The 13,280-nt window shown below is 61.7% G+C and carries 8 protein-coding genes and 1 pseudogene; 5 read left to right on the forward strand and 4 right to left on the reverse strand.

The annotated features are described in order from the left end of the window. The first annotated feature begins 853 nt into the window (after positions 1–853). Together QA642_RS16440 and QA642_RS16445 are read left to right on the forward strand one after the other, a co-directional pair. Complete coding sequence (locus QA642_RS16440; protein ID WP_283085573.1) at positions 854–1,144, forward strand: hypothetical protein; 291 nt, start codon at positions 854–856, stop codon at positions 1,142–1,144. Positions 1,145–1,332: 188 nt separating this feature from the next. Then, positions 1,333–4,416 (forward strand): EAL domain-containing protein, encoded by a 3,084-nt coding sequence (locus QA642_RS16445; RefSeq protein WP_283085574.1) that lies wholly within the window; start codon positions 1,333–1,335, stop codon positions 4,414–4,416. A gap of 40 nt (positions 4,417–4,456) precedes the next feature. On the opposite strand, the gene QA642_RS16450 is transcribed toward QA642_RS16445, so the two are convergent. Next, positions 4,457–4,822, reverse strand: a complete 366-nt coding sequence (locus QA642_RS16450; protein ID WP_283085575.1) for a response regulator — start codon at positions 4,820–4,822, stop codon at positions 4,457–4,459. Positions 4,823–5,554: 732 nt separating this feature from the next. Continuing rightward, the gene (locus tag QA642_RS16455) at positions 5,555–5,746 is read right to left on the reverse strand and encodes a hypothetical protein (protein ID WP_283085576.1); all 192 of its coding nucleotides are present in this window, start codon (positions 5,744–5,746) and stop codon (positions 5,555–5,557) included. 1,002 nt (positions 5,747–6,748) lie between these two features. On the opposite strand from QA642_RS16455, the pseudogene istA reads away from it, so the two are divergent. Both istA and istB read left to right on the forward strand, forming a co-directional pair. Continuing rightward, positions 6,749–8,239, forward strand: a pseudogene (gene istA / locus QA642_RS16465) (IS21 family transposase); the annotation flags it as partial. Positions 8,240–8,247: 8 nt separating this feature from the next. Beyond that, on the forward strand, positions 8,248–9,111 hold the full coding sequence (istB, locus tag QA642_RS16470) for an IS21-like element helper ATPase IstB (protein WP_166107168.1): 864 nt from the start codon (positions 8,248–8,250) through the stop codon (positions 9,109–9,111). Positions 9,112–9,429: 318 nt separating this feature from the next. Here the strand turns inward: istB and QA642_RS16475 are convergent, their stop codons facing one another. Continuing rightward, positions 9,430–10,866, reverse strand: coding sequence for an IS1182 family transposase (locus tag QA642_RS16475; RefSeq protein WP_283079740.1), 1,437 nt, complete (start codon positions 10,864–10,866; stop codon positions 9,430–9,432). Between the two features lie 202 nt (positions 10,867–11,068). Here QA642_RS16475 and QA642_RS16480 point away from each other — a divergent pair, with 202 nt between their 5' ends. Continuing rightward, complete coding sequence (locus tag QA642_RS16480; protein WP_283085577.1) at positions 11,069–11,311, forward strand: hypothetical protein; 243 nt, start codon at positions 11,069–11,071, stop codon at positions 11,309–11,311. A gap of 234 nt (positions 11,312–11,545) precedes the next feature. Here the strand turns inward: QA642_RS16480 and QA642_RS16485 are convergent, their stop codons facing one another. Beyond that, the gene (locus QA642_RS16485) at positions 11,546–13,183 is read right to left on the reverse strand and encodes a S53 family peptidase (protein ID WP_283085578.1); all 1,638 of its coding nucleotides are present in this window, start codon (positions 13,181–13,183) and stop codon (positions 11,546–11,548) included. Positions 13,184–13,280: the final 97 nt, after the last annotated feature.

A 13,280-nucleotide genomic window follows, 5' to 3' on the forward strand; every position in this document is an offset into this window, starting at 1 on the left:
CGCACGAGCCTTGCACAGGGCCCGGACAGCGTAGGCGCGGAAGTAATCAACAGCGTCTGACATCGGTGGACTCAACGTCCGGCCTCAGAATTGGTTCTTACCCTGCCCGCTCCAGGAACACCGCCCAACCAGAGATGTTGAGAGACATGACCGCGAGAGTTCTCTACGAAAGCGCGAATGGTGATGTTTGGCGGCTGGTCCGGCATCCGCAATCGGGTGCCCCAATGGTGGAGCACGAGCCGAATGTCAGCTCTGGCGGACGAACCTCGCGGACCGAGATCGGACAATTCCTTCGTGCTGGCGCAAACGGGCCCGAACACCAGGCCCTGCTTCAACTGATCAGTACGCTCGTTGCCGACTAATAAGGGGGAGCGCGACAGGCCTTCCCGAACGCTGGTGCCGATGGGGGCTTGGGCGTGCAACATCATGGCGTGCTGAAACATGTTCTTCTTCTTCTCGAACCGCCTGGGCTGTCTCGGCTCGCTGCTGATCTCTGCGTTCGTCACTGTTGTGCTGCTTTTTGTGTTCGGATTACTCCGGTTCTAAACGACAACTTGTGCAATGCACCTGCCATTGACCGCTCGATCGAGGGGGCGAAGTCAATTGGCTCTCCGAGCGCCGATCTGAGAGCAGAGTGCCAGTTTCTCTGCCTTGCCAAATTTCACCTAAGGGGCGTCAGCCACGGCTTGCCCGAAGACTGCGCACGTTGATCCCGGGGGAGGCTGACGACTAGCTAGTCCAGCGCAAAGAAGAACGACTCGCCGCTCATGCTAGGAACGCGCGAGGCAACACGACGTTCGAGGTGAAGGTAGCCGCAACCGCGCTTCCGAATTCCTTCAGAGGAGGATTCACCATGAGGTCCATTGCGAGCGCGCTGGTCTTTGCTCTGGCGCTTTCAGCCCCCGCCGCATTTGCACAGACGACGAAGCCGGACGTCTCCGGCGCTCCGACCGCGCAGAATTCGGGCGCCGGCATAGCGGGACAGCCAGGCAACAAAAATGGTCCAGCCGCCAAGCCGGGAGAGACCGTCGGCGCCAGCTCGAACCAGCAGAATCCAACAGTCCAGCAGCAGGACACCTCCAACATCAAAGGTCTGCCGGGTAACAAAAGCGGTCCGCCTGCCAAGGAGCCCGATCGCAAGTGACGGTAATCGCCCGCGCGCCCTAGCCATCCGAACGATCTCGCCCGGATGGCAGGGCTCCTTCACGGGGCGCTCGACGGGCGCGCTCCTTCGCAATTGCAGCAGAACCGTTAAGCTCCGGGACACCAAGCGCCTTTACGTGGCGTTCGGCATTCTGCCCCTAGCTTGTTGATCGGCTGGGGACATTTTCAATGGGCCTACTCTCGCGAACGGGCAGCGCGTTTTCGATCGGCAGCACGACCGACCCGCTCGGTCGTTCGCTGCTCGTCGAGCAATTCTGTGTGCTGCGCAAGCAGGTGCCGGTTCTTTACGCCGTCTTGCTCGTCGACAGTATCAGTGTAGGACTGGTGCTCCCGACCACGGTGTCGCCGTGGCTCCGATTTGCGCTGCCCACAGCGCTGCTCGCGGTGTGTCTCGTTCGGCTGATCCAATGGCTGCGCTTGAGCGGCGCCGATTTCACGCCGGAGGAAGCGTTCCGTCAGCTCGCCAGAACCCGCCTCGTGGCGGTCCTGCTCAATGCCGGGTTCGTGCTCTGGATTCTGGCGCTGTTCGGGGTCGTTGACCCTGAGCTCCGCGCGCCGGTGGCGCTGCTCGTCTTCATGGGCTGCGTCGGCACCGCGTATTGCCTCGGTAGTTTTCCGCCGGCATCCCTGCTGACGATGCTGATCGCCGGCGCCCCGATCGCAACGGTGCTGTTGATTTCCGGAGACGGGATGATGATCTCACTCGGGATCAATCTGCTGCTCCTGCTCGTTCTGCTCGGACGGATGATCAACACCAACTTCCGGTCGTTCGTCCAACTGGTCCAGACCCACGGCAGGCTGGCGGAAGAGGGCGAGCGGGCGAAGGCCGCGGAGCAGACCGCGACCGCCTTCGCCGAGCGCTTCGACACGGCGCTCAACAACATGTCGCACGGCCTTTGCTTCTTCGACGAGGATCAGCGCCTGATCGTCTGCAATCGCCAGTATCTCGAGATCTACGATCTCGATCCTGAAATGGTCCGGCCGGGCATGAGGCTGAACGATATCGTGGACCTTCGCTACGCGGCTGGCAGCGCTCCGAAGATGTCCAAGCAGGACTATCTGGTCTGGCGCAACAGCGCTCCGGTAATCGCTCAGCAATCCGACACCACGGTCGAGCTGACCAACGGGCGCATCGTCCGCATCCGGCATCGCCCTATGGAAGGCAACGGCTGGGTAGCGACCCACGAGGACATCACGGAGCGTCACCGGACCGAGGCCGCGCTCGCCGATGCGAAGTCCGCCGCCGAGCGGGCCGAAGCGGCCGCACGCGCCGCTCACACCCATCTCACCGACGCCCTGGACGTCGTCCCCGAAGGACTCGCCGTCTTCGACAAGGATGATCGGCTGGTGCTTTGGAACCGGCAGTACGCGGAGTTCTACGCGGCGAGCGAGGAGGCTCTTGCGGCAGGGACGCCTTTCGAAAGCATTCTGCGGGTCGGGCTCGCACGACGACAGTACCCCGAAGCGGCGGGTCGGGAGGAGGAATGGCTCGCCGAGCGCATGGCGCGCCACACGCTGCCCCGGCACACCCACGAGCAGCATCTGGCCGGCGACCGCTGGATCCGTGTCGAGGAGAGACGGACCGCCGATGGCGGCAGCATCGGTGTCAGGATCGACATTACGGACTTGAAGCGGCGCGAGGCGTCCTTCCGGCTTCTCTTCGAAGAGAACCCGCTCCCGATGTGGGTGGCGGACTCGAAAACTCGGCAACTGATCGCCGTGAACGGCGCCATGTGCCGACATTACGGGTACCGGCGCGAGGAGCTCCTCATCATGACGGAGCAGCAGCTCCGGTGCGGAGGGCCAGACGACGGGTCGGAACGCGATTTCGAGTTGCACAGAACCGCTTGTGGCGACGTGATTCAGGTCGCGATCGAGTCCCGGCCGCTCGTCTACGACGAGCGCGCCGCCCACGTCAGCGTCGCTTTCGACGTCACAGAGCGCAACCGAACCCAGGAGAAGATCGGCTATCTCGCCTGCCACGACGCGCTGACCGAATTGCCGAACAGGACGGCGTTCGATCGGCATCTGGTCAATGCGATCGACCGGGCACTTGTCACCGGCAGCGGCTTCGCCGTCCTCTGCATCGATCTCGATCATTTCAAGGAGATCAACGACCAGTTCGGCCACGCAATCGGCGATGCCGTGCTGCGGGAAGCCTCGCGCCGCCTGCAGGAGGCCGCGCAGGGTTCATACGTGGCGCGAATAGGGGGCGACGAGTTCATCGGTATCACCGACCAGTTGCCATTGCCGGCGAGCGCGGAACTGCTTGCCACCAGGATGCGCGCCGCCTTCGAATATCCGATTGAGGTCGAGGGTCACGCCCTGAGTGTCGATCTCTGCATTGGCGTGGCCGCATTCCCAAGAGACGCGCAGGATGCGGTCTCGCTGCTGGCGAATGCCGATGCTGCCCTCTACCGAGCCAAGCATGAGGGCAGGGGCGCGATCCGCCTGTTCACGAGCGCAATGGATCAGCAGCTTCGCGAGCGCCGCGCGCTCGAGCACGACCTGCGGTTCGCAGTGGAGCGCGGCGAGCTCATTCTGGAGTACCAGCCGCAACAGCATCGGGATGGACACGTCACGGGATATGAGGCGCTCGTTCGCTGGCGACATCCGGTTCGCGGCATCGTCCCACCCGGGGAGTTCATCCCCGTGGCGGAGCGGAGCGGCTCGATCGCGCAGATCGACGACTGGGTCTTGATGGAAGCGTGCAAGGAAGCTGCCTCATGGGATCAGCCCCTCAGGGTGGCGGTCAACGTCTCGGCAGCACAGTTCCGCCGCGACAACCTGGATGTGCAGGTCCGCAAGGCCCTACGAGAGAGCGGGCTTCCGCCTTCCCGGCTGGAGCTTGAGATCACCGAAAGTGTCTTTATCGATGACATTGCGCGCGCCGGGAAGGCGATACAGGCGCTCAAAAATCTTGGCATCTCAATCGCGCTGGACGATTTCGGAACGGGCTATTCCTCCTTGTCATACATCGAGGCCTTTCCTCTGGACCGGATCAAGATCGATCGGTCCTTCGTCGCTCGCCTCGGGCAGAGCGCGCGGTCGCTCGCGATCGTGCGGGCCGTCATCGGCCTCGCCCATGGGCTCGGCGTGCCGGTGCTTGCGGAGGGGATCGAGACGGAGGCTCAGATGTCGCTTCTCCTGCAGCAGCGATGCGATGAGATGCAAGGGTATCTGATCGGCCGGCCTGGAGCCTTGGCCGGCACCAACACAGGCAAGGCGCTCCGGCCCCGAGTGGTCTCTTGAACGGCGTAACCCGCGCCGAGCCGGGCGCGCAAGGACCAGACTAGTCGGGCTGCATGCGCCGGTCGCCTCCGAGATCCTTTACCATTCGGACGATCTCGTCGGGATGGAAGGGCTTCCTGAGGATGCGGCTGCCCGGCACGGGATGTGGTGACGTGGGCGAGTAGCCCGTGGCGTAGATGACGGGCAGTTCCGGATCGCTATCGCGGCAGCATTCCGCGACCTGCCGGCCGTCGAGCTTTCCGGGCAGCCTGACGTCGGTGACCAACACGTCTGCGATGTGGCGCTTGCACCACTCCAACGCCTCCTCACCGGTGCTTGCGTGGATCACGTGATAGCCTGCATCGCGCAGCGCTTGGACGACAAATTCACGGATCAGGGGATCGTCCTCTACGAGAAGTACGCTCACTGGCAGCTCACGTGGGATAACATTCGCTACGCAGGTCGAACGGCGCAATTGCGTTGTCGTTCCTGACGAAGGGCGCCGGGCGAGCGTGACTGGATAGTTCAAGCGATCTCAAGAAGACTCACAAGCTATCAAGCCCTCGCTCGGGTTCTACGATCTTGCGACGGCAACACCATCGATCAAGGCGGCCTTGACCCCAGGGCACGAGGAGCAATTTGTTCCATCAGGGCGTAGCGATAGAGACGGCGGACGCGACGAAGCGAGCATCACCCACAATCAGCGACAATGAAGCGCGCAGGAGTTCGAGAAGGAGCAGTGGCGCGAGGGGCCGAGCGGCGCCGGGAACAGGCGGCGCCGGCTCAAGGCACGTGAGAAGCCGGAGAGGCCGGTCGCAAAGGCGCAGGCGGTGATAACAAGGCTCGGCGGGAGCACGAGGAGAAGGCAAGCGGCCGTCGAACCTGAGCGCGCGGCGTTGGACGAGCGCGCCGAGGTCGCAGAGAGGCGCTAAATTTGGAGAAGCAGAGGGAAACCCTCGAGTCGGCTCTGCGCCGCGCTCGGGAGTAACCGTCGGGGCAGCGGGATAAAGTTCCCTCCGCTTGGGGTATGCTTCCCTTGGCGCGGCACTTCGTACAGCCGACCAGAAAGATCCTGCGGCCCGCTTCGGTCTCGTGCGCCGGCTGATGCCCCGGGTATGGCCGCGGAGGTCGCACCTGACCTCTGCGGGCCCGCCTTTCCTCATGCTTCGCCGGGACCGGAGAAGAGCGGCGGGCTGGTGCGTGGGGGTGGCAGCGGCCGGGCGCTGCCGGCGGGTCTGCTCTTGGCGTCGTACCTTTTGGCCAAATCGAGCAGCCTTCTGCGTGTGAACGGATCTGCCTTCTCCGCCAAGTCGCGAGCTTGCTGCGCGAAGCCGCTGTAGAACTCTTCCATGACGCCACCCCACTATATGACCAAATGCTCATCTTCGATGGTCAGCGATGTCCACGTCAAGACATCGCTTGTGCGCCCCGGGCAAACGGCACTAGGCTGATCCCTGGCGGGGGAGTCCAATGTCGCTGTTGCACCCTATCCGGAAGCCGTGCCCACACCGTGGGCGGCCGATGAAGCTCGCACGCCACGAGGCCGCCAGAGACGGAGAGCGCTATATCTGTCCCGAGTGCGACGACGATCCGCTGCACGATCCCGCCGCCCGGAAATGGGTGGACGGTCCACTGCGGCCACCGGCAAAATAGTGCTCAAGCGTAGTCTGGTCGGGGGCCTCGCAAAGCCAGGACTGGCAAGTTCGTCGTCGGCGCATCAGTTCGTTTGTAGATGTCTAAGATCGGGAGTCGCCATGTCGACGGTCGCAAAGCTGCTCGCGCGGAAACAGGCACTATTGGAGCGGCTCGAGAGTGATCGGAAATCCAGGCGTTGCTCGCCCAGATCGAAACCGCGCTGAACCTGCTCGATCCGAAAGTTGCGACCGGTCTGAAGGACGAGTGAACCGAGGGCGCCCGTCAAAGCGCTATGATCGTCCGGCACGTGCGGACTTTTGGATCAGGGTGGCGTCGCCGAACTCGCCGGTGGCCGGACTCCAAGTCCGGCTGAACGCGAGCTCGCCGACGCAGCCAAGGTATCGCGAGAGCGCCTTTGCGCGCTTTCCCGCCGCGTTCGCTCATGCGTTCCACCGCCTCGCCCGGCGCGACGCCGTCGTCCGCCACCACGAAGGTAGCGCTACGTGATAGGTGACGTCCATCGCTCCCTCCCTACGTCGCGTCGGCGCAATCATCTCCCTACAGCGGGCTACCCTTCTGTGCAGGGGGCGCCCTGGAGAGCGCCGCTGTGTTTCGGCATGGAATAAGGACCCCGTATTCGGGGTAATCGGCATCCAATCGGGACCCCGGGACAAGGGTCCACAGTGGCTTCCATCGAGTCATGGAAGCCGAGGTTGGGATGCTGGTGGTGGAGACGATTGGTAAGATCCGTCGCGCCTACTTTGTTGATGGTCGTCCGATCAAGGCGATCTGCCGAGAACTTGGCGTATCGCGGAAGGTGGTTCGCAAGGTCATTCGTTCTCAAGCGACGGAGTTCCGGTATGAGCGCGAGACGCAGCCGCTCCCGAAGATGGGTGCCTGGAGTGCCGAGCTTGACCGGTTGCTGGCAGGGAATGAGAGCAAGTCGGCGCGGGAACGGCTGACGCTGATCCGTATATTCGAAGAGCTTCGCGGCCTCGGTTATGTCGGCGGCTATGATGCGGTTCGTCGATACGCACGACGGTGGAGCAAGGAACGCGGCACCTCGACAGCGTCGGCGTATGTGCCGCTGAGCTTTGCACCAGGCGAAGCCTACCAGTTCGACTGGAGCCACGAGGTCGTCCTGCTGAGCGGCACCACAGTGATGGTGAAGGCTGCTCATGTCCGGCTCTGTCACAGCCGCATGCTGTTCGTGCGGGCCTATCCGCGAGAGACGCAGGAGATGGTGTTCGACGCCCACGACCGGGCGTTCGCCCTGTTCAAAGGCACCTGCACCCGCGGCATCTACGACAACATGAAGACCGCCGTAGAGACGATCTTCGTCGGTAAAGGCCGTCTCTACAATCGCCGCTTCCTGCAGATGTGCAGCTACTATCTGGTCGATCCGGTCGCCTGCACGCCGGCGTCGGGCTGGGAGAAGGGGCAGGTCGAGAACCAGGTCGGGCTGGTCCGCGAACGCTTCTTCACCCCGCGGCTGCGCTTCAAGAACCTCGACGAGTTAAACGCCTGGCTGCTCGACAAATGCATCGCCTACGCCAAGGCTCATCGCCATCCGGAGCTGACCGATCAGACGATCTGGGACGTGTTCGAAGCCGAGCGCCCCAAACTCGTTCCCTATGCCGGCCGCTTCGACGGCTTCCATGCGGTGACGGCATCGGTCTCGAAGACCTGCCTGGTGCGCTTCGACAACAACAAGTACTCCGTCGCAGCCAGCGCAGTCGGACGACCGGTCGAGGTTCAAGCCTATGCCGATCGTATCGTGATCCGTCAGGATGGGCGCATCGTTGCCGAGCACCCGCGATCCTTTGGCCGCGGCGATACCGTCTACGACCCCTGGCATTATGTGCCGGTGCTCGCCCGCAAACCCGGCGCCTTGCGCAACGGTGCTCCCTTCAAAGACTGGGTGCTGCCGGCTGCGATCGAGCGGATCCGGCGCAAGCTTGCCAGCACCGACGATGGCAATCGGCAGATGGTCGACATCCTCAACGCGGTGCTGACTGACGGTCTGCCCGCGGTGGAAGCGGCCTGTGCCGAAGCGCTCGGTCATGGCGTCCATTCCGCCGATGTCGTTCTCAATATCCTGGCCCGTCAACGTGAACCCGCCCCACCGGCCAACATCATGACGCCGGCCGCACTGACACTCCGTCATGCACCGATCGCCGATTGTGCCCGCTACGACAACCTCCGGAGGACCATCTGATGGAACGAACCCAAATCTTCGACCTCATGGGCGAACTCAAGCTCTACGGCATGAAGGCTGCCTTCGACGAGATCATGGCAACTGCCGTCAAGCGCCAGCACGAACCCCAGCGCATTGTCGGCGACCTGCTCAACGCCGAGATCAACGAGAAGCAAGCCCGCTCGATCAAATACCAGCTCACCATTGCCAAGCTGCCGCTTGCCAAGGACATCGCGGACTTCCAGTTCGACGGCACGCCGATCAATCAAACTCTCGTCAATGATCTCGCTGGCGGCGGCTTTATCGCCCAGCAACGCAACGTCGTGCTGGTTGGCGGCACCGGCACAGGCAAGACCCATCTGGCCATCGCCATTGCCAGAAGTTGCATCCGCGATGGTGCTAGAGGACGCTTCTACAACGTCGTCGATCTCGTCAACCGGCTCGAGACCGAGACCCGCAACGGACGGCAGGGACGGCTCGCTGAGCATCTGACCCGCATGGACTTCATCGTTCTCGACGAGCTGGGCTATCTGCCGTTCGCGCAATCGGGCGGTCAGCTCCTGTTCCATCTCATCAGCCGGCTCTACGAGCGCACCTCCATCATTGTCACCACCAATCTTGCGTTCGGCGAATGGCCCAGCGTGTTCGGCGATGCCAAAATGACCACCGCGCTACTCGACCGATTGACCCATCACTGCGACATCGTTGAGACCGGCAACGACAGTTGGCGCTTCAAAAGCCGCGACGATGTTCAAACAACCCGCGCTCGCGCCGTCTCCGCAACCCCGACCAGCTCCGACGACCCGAGCGCTACCAGCAGAGCGCGCCGATCAAAGGGGTCCCTTTTGGATGCCGATAGGGGGTCCCAGTCGAACGCCGATTGACAGGCTGAGGGCGATCAACCACCTGCAGAACATCTTGCCGTGTGAAATGTCCGGCAACATGTGCTCTGGCAGCGAGTAGCCCATGATTTCCATTGGTGCGATCAGAAGCTGTGTCATCTCGGTCAGTACTGAAAAGTGCGCGATCGGAACGTTGGGCTGGTTCGCGACGTAGCGGCGCAGGTGGTAGGGGACCGTGTCTTTGACGGACGCGGGGCCCGTGCGGTCGGAGACAAGGACTCGTTCGTCCGAGTTGGGTCTTGGCCGTGTAAAAACGATCTCAAAGGGCGTCGGTCCCGGAAGCGGGGAGCCGCGTGTGTCTCAGGCCCCGATCGCAGCGATCAGCGGCTTGATCCCGACGATGTTCATGACCCGTGTCAGATTATAGGCCAGCACCGAGAGTGCCATTTCGGCGGCTACTTTTGGAAGCGTTTTGGTGAGGAAGTGTGTCGCTCCCATGCGGGCCTTCATCGTGCCGAACGGATGCTCGACTGTCTCTCGACGCTGGCGCATGGCTTGTGGGTTTGCATCGAGACGCTGCTGCACAGCCTCGAGCAGATGCTCATGCTCCCATCGTGGAATCCGCCGCTCTGGCCCTGTCGTGCACTGCGATTTAAGCGAACAATTTTGACAGGCCGTGGTCCAGTAGCGCCGTAGCCGCTTCCCGTCTTCCTCGCTCGTGAAGCGATAAGGCAGTTGCTCTCCAGCTGGGCAGCGATAGGCGTCCTCTTCAGGCAAATAGACAAAATCCTGCTTGCCGAAGCGCCCATCTGACTTGGCACCCGACGTCTGTGGCTTGGGCAGAGTTACCGTGATGCCGGCCTCGTGGCACGCGAGGATCTCCACGCTGCTGAAGTAGCCGCGATCGGCAACGGCCTCGAGCGCATCGGTCTGGAGCACTTCTTTCGCCTGCTTTGCCATATTGGCCAGTTGAGCCCGATCTGAGCCGCTGTTCGTTACCTCATGCGTCACAATCAGATGGTGCTCGGTATCCACGGCGACCTGCACATTGTAGCCGACGACGCCGGAGCCGCGGCCGCTCGTCGCCATCGAGCGGCTATCGGGATCAGTCAAGGAGATTTGCTGGTCAGGCGATGCAAGCATCTGCTTCTCGTAAGCGGCAAGCTTGCCCATTTCCTCCTTCAGCTTCGTCAGCTTTTCGGTAAGCCTCGTCACCTTCGTGGCCAGGGCCTCCGTCGGCTCCTGCCGGTCGGCCGTGTCAAGTTGGCCTAGATACCGCGCGACGCTCTCCTCCAGCTGGGAGCGTCGCCGCTCCACCTTCGCCCGGGTGAAGTTCCTGTCCCGGTTGTTCACCGCTTTGAACTTGCTGCCGTCGATGGCAACGCTCGCCGTCGTCAGGAGACCCATCCCACGGCAGAGTTCAACGAAGCGCGCACACACCCTGCGCAGCGCCAGGCCATTGTCCTTGCGGAAGTCGGCAATCGTCTTGTGATCGGGAGTGAGCCGACCCAGCAGCCACATCAGTTCGACATTGCGTCCGGCTTCTCGTTCGAGCCGCCGGCTCGACTGCACCCGGTTCAGATAGCCATAGATGTAGAGCTTCAAGAGAACCGAGGGATGGTACGATGGCCGACCGGTCGCCGCCGGCTCAACCTCGAAGCTCATCTCGGCCAAATCGAGCGCATCGACAAACGCATCGATCACACGGACAGGATTACTCTCGTCAATGAAATCATCGAGGCATTCCGGCAACAGCGTGCATTGCCCACGATCCGCCTCCTCAACGAAGCGCCTCATCGATTCCCCCAAAAAGAATCACCGGAGAATCATAGCAGCGGCACAGCGTTTTCACACAGCCAGGGTCACCACCGGACTTATGCAACGCAGCAGTTTCGGTTCTATTCGATCACTTCTTCAGCCTGCCCCAGCCGAGAGACTGGACACGCGACCAGTAGTTGTCCTGAGTTTACGTATTCAGATTTCGAAAAGGGAATTTCCAATGAGCGAAATGATCCTTTTGGATACCGCCCATCGCGAGGTTGTCCGGGGCATTGTCAAAGATAGCTCAGTCCTTTGCACCACCACCAGCGCTCCCGATGTGTATGTTCACGCTATCACCAAGGAAGATAAGGCCGAACTTCATCAGGGCGATGGCACGGTCATCCCCCAGATGACGCGGATAAGATTTTATGTCTTCAGATCAAATACGGGGACGAACCGTTCTCCGCCACGGTCACTGTAACCGGCACGACAGCCAGGACAGAGGCCAAGAAACTTGCGAGCTTGGTGCCCTTTTCCGGCAAGCTAGATAGATTATCAAGCCAGCCCATCTGGCTCTCCTTGGTCGATCGGTTGATTGAGGGCGACAACGCGGTAAGAATTTTTGTGCGCGTACAATCCGGAGACCCGGACTCCTCAGGAAATGATGCAGGGCTGCTGCGCTGTGCTCCAGCCCTGCATCCTGTTGCGGGGCGTTCTACGCTGCGATGGACGTGTGCGCCGGTGCTTGCGTCAAGGCAGTGACCAATTCTTTCACGTCCGGAGCTCCCAACCCAGTGACGCGGTCATAGCCGGGAGTAGCTGTAAACTCGCCATTGGTGCCATGACTTATGTCTCGGAAGCATGCGGTGCCGTTCAGTGGGTAGATGAGCGGGTTCAAATAAGGTAGCGAAGGTAGGCCGGCCTTGTGACGGGCTTCATTGATCAGCGCGCACAAGCCGGCCCAAATGGGCGCGGCCCAGCTCGTCCCACCAATTCCGGTGGGCTGTCCATGCAGGACCAAAAAGGCTCCTTCATTCGGATCAGCAGCCGCGCTCACGTCGGGGACCGAGCGTTTGGGTCCGGTCGGGACACCTTTGCCAGTTTGCCAAACGGGACGGCTGAAGAAGACGCTATCCCCGCCACCGCTCCCGGCCCAGCCGTCCTCCTGCGCGACAGCCCCGTGCGCCGGTGCAAGCTTCAAGCTTGTCCCGCCGACCGCGACGACCGCTGTATCTGAGGCTGCATACTCCGCCTGAAGAGGTCCATCGGCGGTTTGGCCGTCGATGCCCGGATTGGATCCAGCGTCGCCGCTCGATACGAAGACGTTTACGCCCATCGCCGCGAGCCTGAGGAATTTCTGATGTTGTGTCGCGACCTCGCCATTTGGCCCGCCCATGAAGGTTTCCCCGAGCCCCAGGCTAATCGACAACTGTCTCATGCTTGGATCGCTCGACGCGTCCGCAATGATGCGATCGAGCGCCTTGTCGAGCGCGACAAACTGAAGTGAACCGGTCGCGTAGATCTTAATCTTCGCGCCGCGAGCGATTCCACTGGTCCAGGAGACGTCGAGTGTCTCCTCGCCTTCGGGGGCCGGAAGATGGCCGGCGCCCACTTTGATCTTGCCAATCCTGGTCAGGTCAACTGCGATCTCGTTGGCTTTCCAGAATTCGATAATGTCATGATCGTTCGGAAAGGTGTCAATCAGTATCGCAATCGTCTGTCCTGCGCCGGTGACGCCCAGCGCGTCCGCGCCGTACGCACGAAGAATCTCGGAAACAAGATAGGGTGGAGAATTGGCGACATTCGGCGAAGGCAGCCCGTGCCGATCCAAAGTAGCGCGATTGTTGTGGCTGATCTTGTGCGCCAAGTGCTTCTGAGCGTGTCGGAAGGGTTGCAAGCCGATGATAGCGTGAACCGGCGCGCCGACCGACATGGGGAGGCTGGGAGCACTCTGCGCGGCAGTGTAAGTAACCCCCTTCTTGGTGACCTTCACCATTTTGACGTCGAGACTTTGTTCGATCTGACCGACAGTGGCCTTGGCGTATATACCGGTGCCGTCTGGGCTCTCGCCTATGACATCGAAACCCTGCTCATTTAGCCAAGACTTGAGCGCATCGACGTCCGCCTTCGTTGCACTGTACCTCTGGTTCAGTTGCTCTGCAGACAACACCTGCCCCTCAGCGACACGTTTCTCAAGATCGTCTTTGTCAGGCATCTCCAGTGAAAAGAGCAATTCCATCGTTTCGTTGCGGGCGTCGCGCTTTGCTGGTGCCACCAGCAGCCCGTGCTTAGTTAATCCGGGTTGAGTAGGTAATTCAGCAACGCTGTCTGTAAACACCTTGCGATCGCTCATGGACATTCTCCCTCAATGAGGTGGATGGAATGATCGTCCGCGACTGGCGTTCAAGAATTGCGCGCCGCAACTCAATCGCGTCCAGCGCAAAGCTTTC

The sequence above is a fragment of the Bradyrhizobium sp. CB2312 genome (genome assembly GCF_029714425.1).
Taxonomy (GTDB): domain Bacteria; phylum Pseudomonadota; class Alphaproteobacteria; order Rhizobiales; family Xanthobacteraceae; genus Bradyrhizobium.

What these genes read in the sequence shown, in the direction of transcription:
- istB (WP_166107168.1), top strand. Translation starts at nt 8,248, where the DNA reads ATGGAACGAACCCAAATCTTCGACCTCATGGGCGAACTCAAGCTCTAC.
- QA642_RS16480 (WP_283085577.1), top strand. Translation starts at nt 11,069, where the DNA reads ATGAGCGAAATGATCCTTTTGGATACCGCCCATCGCGAGGTTGTCCGG.
- QA642_RS16475 (WP_283079740.1), bottom strand. Translation starts at nt 10,866, where the DNA reads ATGAGGCGCTTCGTTGAGGAGGCGGATCGTGGGCAATGCACGCTGTTG.
- QA642_RS16485 (WP_283085578.1), bottom strand. Translation starts at nt 13,183, where the DNA reads ATGAGCGATCGCAAGGTGTTTACAGACAGCGTTGCTGAATTACCTACT.
- QA642_RS16440 (WP_283085573.1), top strand. Translation starts at nt 854, where the DNA reads ATGAGGTCCATTGCGAGCGCGCTGGTCTTTGCTCTGGCGCTTTCAGCC.
- QA642_RS16445 (WP_283085574.1), top strand. Translation starts at nt 1,333, where the DNA reads ATGGGCCTACTCTCGCGAACGGGCAGCGCGTTTTCGATCGGCAGCACG.
- QA642_RS16455 (WP_283085576.1), bottom strand. Translation starts at nt 5,746, where the DNA reads ATGGAAGAGTTCTACAGCGGCTTCGCGCAGCAAGCTCGCGACTTGGCG.